Raw genomic sequence first — 11,378 nt, forward strand, 5'->3', positions numbered from 1 at the left:
TGCTGGAAGATTAAATGATGGGGTGCAAGCTCTTGATTGAAGTCCCAGTAAACGGCGGCCGTAACTATAACGGTCCTAAGGTAGCGAAATTCCTTGTCGGGTAAGTTCCGACCTGCACGAATGGCGTAACGATGGCCACACTGTCTCCTCCTGAGACTCAGCGAAGTTGAAATGTTTGTGATGATGCAATCTCCCCGCGGAAAGACGGAAAGACCCCATGAACCTTTACTGTAGCTTTGTATTGGACTTTGAACAGATCTGTGTAGGATAGGTGGGAGGCTTTGAAGTGAGGACGCTAGTTCTCATGGAGCCAACGTTGAAATACCACCCTGGTGTGTTTGAGGTTCTAACCTAGGTCCATTATCTGGATCGGGGACAGTGCATGGTAGGCAGTTTGACTGGGGCGGTCTCCTCCCAAAGCGTAACGGAGGAGTTCGAAGGTACGCTAGGTACGGTCGGACATCGTGCTAATAGTGCAATGGCATAAGCGTGCTTAACTGCGAGACTGACAAGTCGAGCAGATGCGAAAGCAGGACATAGTGATCCGGTGGTTCTGTATGGAAGGGCCATCGCTCAACGGATAAAAGGTACTCTGGGGATAACAGGCTGATACCGCCCAAGAGTTCATATCGACGGCGGTGTTTGGCACCTCGATGTCGGCTCATCTCATCCTGGGGCTGTAGCCGGTCCCAAGGGTATGGCTGTTCGCCATTTAAAGAGGTACGTGAGCTGGGTTTAAAACGTCGTGAGACAGTTTGGTCCCTATCTTCCGTGGGCGCTGCAGATTTGAGGAAGCCTGCTCCTAGTACGAGAGGACCGGAGTGGACACACCTCTGGTGTATCGGTTGTCACGCCAGTGGCATTGCCGAGTAGCTAAGTGTGGAAGAGATAACCGCTGAAAGCATCTAAGCGGGAAACTCGTTTCAAGATGAGATCTGCCGGGGCCTTGAGCCCCCTAAAGAGTCGTTCAAGACCAGGACGTTGATAGGTCAGGTGTGGAAGCGCAGTAATGCGTTAAGCTAACTGATACTAATTGCTCGTGCGGCTTGACCCTATAACTTTGATCACCATTTGATCAAGTTGTTATGCCAAGTGACGCAGTCAAAATACAAGCTGATTCCAAACTCTATGAATTCGCCGCCTTGATCACATCAAGGTAGCTCCAAGTTATGCCTGATGACCATAGCAAGTTGGTACCACTCCTTCCCATCCCGAACAGGACAGTGAAACGACTTTGCGCCGATAATAGTGCGGGTTCCCGTGTGAAAGTAGGTCATCGTCAGGCTCTTACAGCCCAAAGCGCCCCGACATCCAACGATGTCGGGGCGCTTTGCTTTTGGGGAATGAAATCCTCTCCTGTAAAACATCGCTCACTCTATTCGGCTTGATTGACCAGCCCCCAGTCAGGCATTCCCTTCACTTGGGTCCAAGCGTTGATAACGCTTTGCATGGCCAATTCGGCGCTGTTCATCGGCCCAAGGCAGTGGACGAAGCCGCAACTCGCTGCCCCTCCAATAAGCCAGCCCCCCCATCCCCGCCCACTCAATCCGCTCCAGGCCCGGCGGATACGCTACGATTGACGTTACGTCAACGTCAGCAAACCCTCCCCACCACGGCAGCCCGCTGACAGGGATGGGTCTCAACTCCACGAGTCTCCCCCACCTCCTATGGCCGCCAACACCTACACCATCAGCGACCTCGCCAAAGAGTTCGACCTCACCACCCGCGCCATGCGCTTCTATGAAGATCACTCATGAGTCAATTAGATTGACGAAATCTTCTCCGTGCAGCGAAATACTGATACAATCATGAATTCTCCGGAGGGGTGCCCGAGTGGCTAAAGGGGGCAGACTGTAAATCTGTTGGCTTACGCCTACACTGGTTCGAATCCAGTCCCCTCCACCAAATATGAAGCTGCACTTAGTGCAACGCGGATTCTGCAAAGATGATGCGGGAGTAGTTCAATGGTAGAACCCTAGCCTTCCAAGCTAATGACGCGGGTTCGATTCCCGTCTCCCGCTCCACTCTGCAGCTGATTGATAGTTTGCTCGAGAATGTGATGTCTCGAAGGCGCCCATGTGGCTCAGTGGTAGAGCACTCCCTTGGTAAGGGAGAGGTCGCGGGTCCGATTCCCGCCATGGGCACCACAATTTACTTTGTTGGTCGCGATGTGTGCGATCACAGGTTGTGTTGGTGTAATTTTTTTCGGAGTCGAAAAAATGGCAAAAGGTAAGTTCGAACGTACCAAGCCCCACGTGAACGTGGGCACCATCGGTCACGTGGACCATGGCAAGACGACGCTGACGGCGGCTATCGCCACGGTGCTGTCCTCCAAGTTCGGCGGCGAAGCCAAGGCATACGACCAGATCGACGCAGCGCCCGAAGAAAAGGCCCGCGGCATCACGATCAACACCGCTCACGTGGAATACGAAACGGCCAACCGCCATTACGCCCACGTGGACTGCCCCGGCCACGCCGACTATGTGAAGAACATGATCACCGGCGCTGCCCAGATGGACGGCGCCATCCTGGTGTGCTCGGCCGCTGACGGCCCAATGCCCCAGACCCGCGAGCACATCCTGCTGGCTCGCCAAGTGGGCGTGCCCTACATCATCGTGTTCCTGAACAAGTGCGACATGGTCGACGACGAAGAACTGCTCGAGCTCGTCGAAATGGAAGTGCGCGAACTCCTGGACAAGTACAACTTCCCAGGCGACGACACCCCCATCATCCGCGGTTCCGCCAAGCTCGCCCTGGAAGGCGACAAGGGTGCCCTGGGTGAAGAGGCCATCATGAAGCTGGCAGAAGCACTCGACTCTTACATCCCCACGCCTGAGCGCGCTGTGGACGGCGCATTCCTGATGCCCGTGGAAGACGTGTTCTCGATCTCTGGCCGTGGCACCGTGGTGACGGGTCGTATCGAGCGCGGCATCATCAAGGTCGGCGAAGAAATCGAAATTGTCGGTATTCGCGACACGCAAAAGACCACCTGCACGGGCGTGGAAATGTTCCGCAAGCTGCTGGACCAAGGCCAGGCTGGCGACAACGTCGGTCTGCTGCTGCGCGGCACCAAGCGTGAAGACGTGGAACGCGGCCAAGTGCTGTGCAAGCCCAACTCCATCAAGCCGCACACGCACTTCACCGCCGAGGTGTATGTGCTGTCCAAGGACGAAGGTGGCCGTCACACGCCTTTCTTCAACAACTACCGTCCTCAGTTCTACTTCCGCACGACCGATGTGACTGGCGCCATCGAGCTGCCAGCCGACAAGGAAATGGTCATGCCCGGCGACAACGTGTCGATCACCGTCAAGCTGATCAACCCCATCGCCATGGAAGAAGGCCTGCGCTTCGCCATCCGTGAAGGCGGTCGTACCGTCGGCGCCGGCGTCGTGGCAAAGATCATTGCTTAAAGCATAAATGTAGGGGTATAGCTCAATTGGCAGAGCGTCGGTCTCCAAAACCGAAGGTTGTAGGTTCGATTCCTACTGCCCCTGCCACTTGATCGTGGCAATTACAAGCCCGCCAGGCTCTGGCGGGCTTCGGTGTCTTGTGGACGCCGAAACTTAAAGTAAGAAAATCAGTTAAGTATGGCCACGTCTCAAGTCGAAACTGTTAGTACGGGAGCTGATAAGGCTAAGCTCGCTGCTGTGGTGGCAATTGTTCTTGCCGCGATTGCTGGATTTTATTTGCTTGGTAAGCAGGGCCCTATCGTTCAGTGGGCGGCGTTGCTTGTCGGGCTTGCAATTGCCGTAGCGGTGTTTCTGGTATCCGAGCCTGGCCGTCAATTTGTGGGCTTTGCGCAGGATGCTTGGCGTGAGGTCAAGAAGGTTGTCTGGCCTACGCGGAAAGAGACACTACAAATGACGGCATACGTTTTTGCGTTTGTCGTCATCATGGCGCTCTTTCTCTGGTTCACCGACAAGACTTTGGAATGGGTTTTGTACGATTTGATTCTGGGGTGGAGAAAGTAATGACAGACACTATTGAAGTCAGCGGCGCTGAAGCTGCCACTCCAGCAACCCCTGTGAATCCTGATTTGCGCTGGTACATCGTTCATGCCTATTCCGGGATGGAAAAGGCGGTAGAGCGCAATATCGTGGAGCGCATCGGTCGCGCTGGCATGCAACAAAAGTTTGGCCGCATTCTCGTTCCGACCGAAGAGGTCGTTGAAATGAAGAATGGTCAACGCAAAACCACTGAACGCCGGCTCTTTCCCGGCTATGTGTTCGTAGAAATGGTCATGGACGATGACACTTGGCACTTGGTCAAGCACACGAACAAGGTGACAGGGTTTGTTGGCGGTGCAAAAAATCGTCCAGCTCCTATTTCTGAAGAAGAAGTTCAGAAAATCGTCAGCCAAATGCAAGAAGGCACAGACAAGCCTCGGCACAAGATTGAATTCATGGTGGGAGAGCTGGTCCGTGTTAAGGAAGGCCCTTTCACTGACTTCAATGGCTCTGTCGAAGAAGTCAATTACGAGAAAAGCCGGGTGCGCGTTTCCGTGATGATTTTTGGCCGTTCTACCCCTGTAGAGTTGGAATTTGGTCAGGTCGAAAAAACCTGATTGTTCAGATTCGCATTTTTCGACTCGGTGCGAATTGTTTAATGAGTCGTAAACCCCGGGGAGCTGAGGCCAGCGGCCAAGGCGTTAATACCCGTAAGGAGTGAACCATGGCGAAAAAAATCGTCGGTTTTATCAAGCTGCAAGTTCCAGCTGGTAAGGCCAATCCATCCCCACCGATCGGTCCTGCGCTGGGACAACGTGGTCTTAACATCATGGAGTTCTGCAAGGCGTTCAACGCTCAGACTCAAGGTGTCGAACCAGGTTTGCCTTTGCCAGTGGTCATCACGGCATTTGCAGACAAGAGCTTCACCTTCATCATCAAGACGCCGCCTGCGACGACATTGATCAAGAAGGCCATCAAGCTTGAAAAGGGCTCTGCCAACGCATTGAGCACCAAGGTCGGCAAGATCACGCGCGCACAGCTCGAAGAGATCGCCAAGACCAAGATGAAAGACATGAACGCTGCCAACGTCGACGCCGCTGTGCGTACGCTGGCTGGCTCTGCTCGCTCGATGGGCGTGACGGTGGAGGGTTTATAAAATGGCCAAGCTGACCAAGAAGCAAAAAGCCCTGCAAGGCAAAGTCGACAGCAACAAACTGTACGCGTTCGCTGACGCCGTTGTGATCGTGAAGGACGCCGCTACGGCCAAATTCGACGAATCCATTGATGTGGCCGTTCAGCTCGGCATCGACGCCAAGAAGTCTGACCAAGTGGTTCGTGGCGCTGTGGTGCTGCCGAATGGTACTGGCAAGACGACCCGTGTGGCCGTGTTCGCCCAAGGCGCCAAGGCTGAAGAAGCCAAGGCCGCCGGCGCTGACATCGTTGGCATGGATGACTTGGCCGCCATGGTCAAGGCTGGTGACATGCCTTTCGACGTGGTGATCGCCGCCCCAGACGCCATGCGCGTCGTGGGTACGCTGGGTCAAATCCTCGGCCCGCGCGGTCTGATGCCGAATCCCAAGGTGGGCACCGTGACGCCCGACGTCGCTACGGCTGTGAAGAACGCCAAGGCTGGTCAAGTGCAATTCCGCGTCGACAAGGCCGGTATCGTGCACAGCACGATTGGCCGCCGCTCATTCGACAACGACAAGCTTCAGGGCAACTTGGCTGCATTGATCGAAGCGCTGACCAAGGCCAAGCCTGCAACCAGCAAGGGCGTGTATCTGCGCAAGGTGGCGGTGTCTTCCACGATGGGCCTGGGTGTCCGCGTGGATACGCAATCCATCGCAGCGTAATTGCAAGAAATCTTCGATCCTGTCCTTGGATGGGTTCGATGTGGTGGGCTGCGGCTGTTTCGGGAGCCGCAGGCCATCCAAGACCGTTGGTGCGCGAACCGGTCGCGCTTAAATCCAAAGTGATGCCAACGCAGATGGCGATCCCGCTGCAGATGGAAAATTTTCCTGAACAGTTGGTCGCTGCAACAAGAGCGTGCATGAGGCCTGTGCCGAGTGCGCATTTTAAGGAGTAGACCTTGAGTCTTAATCGCAGTGAGAAAGAAGCGGTCATCAGTGAAGTGACCAGCCTCGCCGCTAAAGCTCAAACGCTTGTGATCGCGGAATACCGTGGCATCACGGTCGCCGACATGACCAAACTGCGTGTTGATGCTCGCAGCAAGGGCGTGACCTTGAGTGTTCTGAAGAACACCCTGGCTCGCCGTGCTGTGGCTGGCAGCGCATTTGACGTGGTGGCAGACCAGATGACCGGTCCGCTGATCTACGGCTTCTCCGAAGACGCTGTGGCTGCCGCTAAGGTGGTGGCCGATTTCGCGAAGACCAACGACAAGTTGGTGATTCGTGGTGGCGCTTTCGGTGGCAAAGCCCTGGATGTCAACGGCGTTAAGCAGCTGGCTAACATTCCTTCCAAGGAAGTTTTGTTGGCTCAGATTTGTGGCTTGCTTATGTCCCCCATTTCGCGTACCGCCGTTGTGCTGGGCGCGTTGGCGGCCAAAAAAGGCGAAGGCGCTGCCGAGACGGCCGCCGAACCTGTCGCGGCTTGATTGCCCGGCAGACAACCAACCAATTGTTAGGAAATAAAAATGGCATTCGATAAAGACGCATTTTTGACCGCTCTGGACAGCATGACGGTTCTGGAACTCAATGAGCTGGTGAAAGCCATTGAAGAAAAGTTTGGCGTGAGCGCAGCCGCTATGGCCGCTCCTGCTGCCGGCGGCGGCGGCGGTGCTGCTGCAGCTGCAGAAGAGCAAACGGAATTCAACGTTGTGCTGACCGAAGCCGGCGCGAACAAGGTTTCCGTCATCAAGGCCGTGCGCGAAATCACGGGCCTGGGCCTCAAGGAAGCGAAGGACCTGGTGGACGGCGCTCCGAAGAACGTCAAGGAAGGCATTGCCAAGGCTGACGCCGAAGCTGCCGTCAAGAAGCTGGTGGAAGCTGGCGCCAAGGCTGAACTCAAGTAATTCGCCTGGATTCCAGGGCTGGGGGCTCCGCAAGGGCTCCCAGCCTTTGGTGCTTATGGGGTTTACGCCCAGAGCGCACCAGAAAGCAGTGCCTACAGCACTGCTTTCTAGTGTCTTCTGACCATCCCGACAGCAGAAGATACCTTGGTTCGGGTGATGTGCAATGCATCGCCGTCCGCCATGGTTGGTAGTGGCCAACCGCCAAGCCTGCAAGGAAGCGCCTTTGCAGGTCAGTCGTCGAAGACCCAGGACTCATGTCTTTGCCCGGAGATCTCATGGCCTATTCCTATACCGAACGCAAGCGGATTCGCAAAAGTTTCGGCAGCCGCGACAGCGTGCTGGAAGTCCCTTACCTGCTTCAGATGCAGAAGGACGCATACACCGCGTTCCTGCAAGCTGACAAGGCCCCTCAAAAAAGAACCGTAGAAGGCTTGCAGGCTGCGTTCGATGCTGCTTTCCCCATCGTCTCGCACAATGGTTTTGTCGAGATGAAATTCATCGAGTACAACCTCGCCAAGCCAGCATTCGACGTGCGGGAGTGCCAGACCCGTGGTCTTACCTTCGCGTCGGCTGTGCGGGCCAAGGTGCAGTTGATCATCTATGACCGCGAGTCCTCGACATCGCAGTCCAAGGTCGTGAAGGAAGTGAAAGAGCAAGAGGTCTACATGGGCGAAGTGCCCTTGATGACCGATAAAGGCTCTTTCATCATCAACGGCACGGAACGCGTGATCGTTTCGCAGCTGCATCGCTCGCCTGGCGTGTTCTTCGAGCACGACAAGGGCAAGACCCACAGTTCCGGCAAGCTGCTGTTCTCGGCACGCATCATCCCCTACCGTGGTTCGTGGCTGGACTTCGAATTCGATCCGAAGGACATCCTGTACTTCCGCGTGGACCGCCGTCGCAAGATGCCGGTCACGATTTTGTTGAAGGCCATTGGCCTTAACCCCGAATCGATTCTGGCGAACTTCTTCGTCAACGACAACTTCCGCCTGATGGACAGCGGTGCGCAGATGGAGTTTGTCTCCGAGCGCCTGCGAGGCGAAGTGGCGCGTTTCGATATCACCGACAAGTCCGGCAAGGTCGTCGTGGCCAAGGACAAGCGCGTCACGGCTCGCCATACCCGCGAACTGGAGCAGTCCGGCACGACGCATATCAGCGTCCCCGAGGACTTCCTGATCGGCCGCGTGGTTGCTCGCAATATCGTCGATGGCGACACCGGTGAAATCATTGCCAAGGCCAACGAAGAGCTGACCGAAGCGTTGCTCAAGAAGCTGCGCTCCGCCGGTGTGCAGGACCTCCAGGTCATCTACACGAACGAACTCGACCAAGGCGCCTATATTTCGCAGACGCTGCGCATCGACGAAACGGTGGACGAATTCGCTGCACGCGTGGCGATCTACCGCATGATGCGCCCCGGCGAGCCGCCGACGGAAGACGCGGTGCAGGCCCTGTTCCAGCGCCTGTTCTACAACCCCGACACGTACGACCTGTCGCGCGTGGGTCGGATGAAGTTCAACGCGAAGATCGGCCGCGACGAATCTACGGGGCCCATGGTGCTCTCCAACGAAGACATCCTGGCCGTGGTCAAGATCCTCGTGGACCTGCGCAACGGCAACGGCGAAGTCGATGACATCGATCACCTGGGCAACCGCCGCGTGCGTTGCGTGGGCGAATTGGCTGAAAACCAATACCGCACCGGGCTGGCGCGTATCGAGAAGGCCGTGAAGGAGCGTCTGGGCCAAGCCGAGCAAGAGCCGCTGATGCCGCATGACCTCATCAACTCCAAGCCGATTTCCGCGGCGCTCAAGGAGTTCTTCGGTGCGTCCCAGCTGTCGCAGTTCATGGACCAGACCAACCCGCTGGCCGAAATCACCCACAAGCGCCGCGTATCGGCCCTTGGCCCGGGTGGTCTGACCCGCGAGCGTGCGGGCTTCGAAGTGCGCGACGTGCACGTGACCCACTACGGCCGCGTGTGCCCGATCGAGACGCCTGAAGGTCCGAATATCGGGCTGATCAACTCGCTGGCTCTGTACGCCCGCCTGAACGAATACGGCTTCATCGAAACCCCTTACCGCCGAGTGGTGGATGGCAAGGTGACCGATCAGATCGATTACCTCTCCGCCATCGAAGAGGGCAAGTACGTGATCGCCCAGGCCAATGCCACGCTCGACAAAGAAGGCCGCCTCACGGGTGACCTGGTGTCGGCGCGTGAAAAGGGCGAATCGACGTTGCTGAGCGCCGAGCGCGTGCAGTATATGGACGTGTCGCCTGCGCAGATCGTGTCCGTGGCTGCGTCGCTTGTGCCGTTCCTCGAGCACGACGATGCGAACCGCGCGCTGATGGGCGCCAACATGTCCCGCCAGGCCGTGCCCGTGCTGCGCCCGGAAAAGCCCATGGTGGGCACCGGCATCGAGCGAGTGGCTGCCGTGGATTCGGGCACCGTGGTGACCGCTAACCGCGGTGGGGTTGTGGACTATGTGGATGCGACCCGTATCGTGGTCCGCGTGAACGATGCGGAAGCGGTGGCCGGTGAAGTGGGTGTGGATATCTACAACCTCATCAAGTACCAGCGCTCCAATCAGAACACCAACATCCACCAGCGTCCCATCGTCCAGAAGGGCGATGTGCTGGCCAAGGGGGATGTGATCGCCGACGGCGCATCGACGGACTTTGGCGAAATCGCCATCGGCCAGAACATGCTGATCGCGTTCATGCCCTGGAACGGCTACAACTTCGAAGATTCGATCCTGATCTCCGAACGCGTGGTGTCCGAAGACCGCTACACCTCGATCCACATCGAGGAACTGGTGGTCATGGCTCGCGACACGAAGCTGGGCGCGGAAGAAATCACACGCGACATTCCGAACCTGTCGGAACAGCAACTGAACCGCCTGGACGAGTCCGGCATCATCTACGTGGGTGCCGAAGTGCAACCCGGCGATACGCTGGTGGGCAAGGTCACGCCGAAGGGCGAGACCACGCTGACTCCGGAAGAAAAGCTGCTGCGCGCCATCTTCGGCGAGAAGGCCTCCGACGTGAAGGACACCTCGCTGCGTGTGGACCAGGGTTCGCAAGGCACCGTGATCGACGTGCAGGTGTTCACTCGCGAAGGCATCCAGCGCGACAAGCGCGCCCAGCAGATCATCGACGATGAACTCAAGCGCTTCCGTTTGGACCTGAACGATCAGCTGCGCATCGTGGAGGCCGACGCGTTCGACCGGATCGAAAAGCTGCTGAATGGCCGTGTAGCCAACGGCGGCCCGCAAAAGCTGGCCAAGGGCACGAAGATCGACAAGGCCTACTTGGCCTCCGTCGAGAAGTTCCACTGGTTCGACATCCGTCCCGCAGAAGACGAAGTGGCGACGCAGCTCGAATCGATCAAGAACTCGCTGGAGCAGACGCGCCACAGTTTCGATCTGGCTTTCGAGGAAAAGCGCAAGAAGCTCACGCAAGGCGACGAGTTGCCTGCGGGCGTGCTGAAGATGGTCAAGGTGTACCTGGCCGTCAAGCGCCGCCTGCAGCCCGGAGACAAGATGGCCGGCCGCCACGGCAACAAGGGCGTGGTGTCCAAGATCGTTCCGGTCGAAGACATGCCCTACATGGCCGACGGCACCCCTGCCGACATCGTGCTGAATCCGCTGGGCGTGCCATCGCGCATGAACATCGGCCAGGTGCTCGAAGTGCACTTGGGCTGGGCCGGCAAGGGCATCGGACAGCGCATCGGCAACATGCTGCAGGAGCAGGCCAAGGCGTCCGACATGCGCAAGTTCCTCGAAGAGGTCTATAACTCGCGCGGCCGCAAGGAAGACCTGTCGCAGTTCAACGACGATGAACTGATGACCATGGCCGGTCACCTCACCAACGGCGTGCCGTATGCCACCCCGGTATTCGATGGCGCTTCGGAAGAAGAGATCAAGGACATGCTCAAGATCGCCTATCCGGACGACATTGCCGAGCGCAAGGGCCTCACGTCCGCCCGCACCCAGGCTTACCTGTTCGATGGCCGCACGGGCGAACGCTTCGAACGTCCGACCACCATCGGCTACATGCATTACCTGAAGCTGCACCATTTGGTGGACGACAAGATGCATGCCCGTTCCACGGGTCCTTACTCGCTCGTCACGCAGCAGCCGCTGGGCGGCAAGGCCCAGTTCGGCGGCCAGCGTTTCGGGGAAATGGAAGTGTGGGCGCTGGAAGCCTATGGCGCCGCCTACGTGCTGCAGGAAATGCTGACCGTGAAGTCCGATGACGTGGTGGGGCGTACCAAGGTGTACGAATCCATCGTCAAGGGCGAACACGCCATCGAAGCCGGCATGCCGGAATCGTTCAATGTGCTGGTCAAGGAAATTCGTTCCCTGGGCCTGGACATCGAACTGGAACGTTCTTAAGTATTTGAAGGG

The 11,378-nt window shown here is 57.3% G+C and carries 8 protein-coding genes, 4 tRNA genes, 2 rRNA genes and 1 pseudogene (1 of these 15 running past the window's edge); all 15 read left to right on the plus strand.

Translation table 11 applies throughout. The features are described from left to right. Positions 1-1,054: ribosomal RNA gene (locus tag M5C98_RS01640) — 23S ribosomal RNA — on the plus strand (it extends 1,824 nt beyond the left edge of the window). Positions 1,055-1,172: 118 nt separating this feature from the next. Further along, positions 1,173-1,285: ribosomal RNA gene (gene rrf / locus M5C98_RS01645) — 5S ribosomal RNA — on the plus strand. 382 nt (positions 1,286-1,667) lie between these two features. Then, positions 1,668-1,748: pseudogene (locus M5C98_RS01650) on the plus strand (MerR family transcriptional regulator); the annotation flags it as partial. Between the two features lie 71 nt (positions 1,749-1,819). After that, positions 1,820-1,905, plus strand: a tRNA-Tyr gene (locus M5C98_RS01655). Between the two features lie 45 nt (positions 1,906-1,950). After that, a tRNA-Gly gene (locus M5C98_RS01660) sits at positions 1,951-2,024 on the plus strand. Positions 2,025-2,072: 48 nt separating this feature from the next. Beyond that, positions 2,073-2,147, plus strand: a tRNA-Thr gene (locus M5C98_RS01665). A gap of 72 nt (positions 2,148-2,219) precedes the next feature. Continuing rightward, on the plus strand, positions 2,220-3,410 hold the full coding sequence (tuf, locus tag M5C98_RS01670; RefSeq protein WP_272549654.1) for an elongation factor Tu: 1,191 nt from the start codon (positions 2,220-2,222) through the stop codon (positions 3,408-3,410). An 11-nt stretch (positions 3,411-3,421) separates the two neighbouring features. Further along, positions 3,422-3,497: transfer RNA gene (locus M5C98_RS01675), tRNA-Trp, on the plus strand. A gap of 90 nt (positions 3,498-3,587) precedes the next feature. Then, positions 3,588-3,971 (plus strand): preprotein translocase subunit SecE, encoded by a 384-nt coding sequence (gene secE, locus M5C98_RS01680; protein ID WP_272550594.1) that lies wholly within the window; start codon positions 3,588-3,590, stop codon positions 3,969-3,971. Then, on the plus strand, positions 3,971-4,564 hold the full coding sequence (gene nusG, locus M5C98_RS01685) for a transcription termination/antitermination protein NusG (protein ID WP_272550596.1): 594 nt from the start codon (positions 3,971-3,973) through the stop codon (positions 4,562-4,564). The genes secE and nusG overlap by 1 nt, the downstream gene beginning before the upstream one ends. Positions 4,565-4,671: 107 nt before the next feature. Next, the gene (gene rplK, locus M5C98_RS01690; RefSeq protein WP_092941599.1) at positions 4,672-5,103 is read left to right on the plus strand and encodes a 50S ribosomal protein L11; all 432 of its coding nucleotides are present in this window, start codon (positions 4,672-4,674) and stop codon (positions 5,101-5,103) included. Between the two features lies 1 nt (position 5,104). Beyond that, complete coding sequence (rplA, locus tag M5C98_RS01695; RefSeq protein ID WP_272550598.1) at positions 5,105-5,800, plus strand: 50S ribosomal protein L1; 696 nt, start codon at positions 5,105-5,107, stop codon at positions 5,798-5,800. A 236-nt stretch (positions 5,801-6,036) separates the two neighbouring features. Then, positions 6,037-6,561 carry a 50S ribosomal protein L10 gene (gene rplJ, locus M5C98_RS01700; RefSeq protein WP_092746154.1) on the plus strand — a complete coding sequence of 175 codons (525 nt, stop codon included), beginning with the start codon at positions 6,037-6,039 and terminating at the stop codon, positions 6,559-6,561. 39 nt (positions 6,562-6,600) lie between these two features. After that, positions 6,601-6,978, plus strand: a complete 378-nt coding sequence (gene rplL / locus M5C98_RS01705; protein ID WP_272550599.1) for a 50S ribosomal protein L7/L12 — start codon at positions 6,601-6,603, stop codon at positions 6,976-6,978. Positions 6,979-7,253: 275 nt separating this feature from the next. Next, entirely contained in the window at positions 7,254-11,366 is a 4,113-nt protein-coding gene (gene rpoB / locus M5C98_RS01710; protein ID WP_272550600.1) for a DNA-directed RNA polymerase subunit beta, read from the plus strand. Positions 11,367-11,378 lie beyond the last annotated feature (12 nt).

It is taken from the genome of Acidovorax sp. NCPPB 3576 (assembly GCF_028473605.1).
In the GTDB taxonomy this organism is placed as follows: domain Bacteria; phylum Pseudomonadota; class Gammaproteobacteria; order Burkholderiales; family Burkholderiaceae_C; genus Paracidovorax.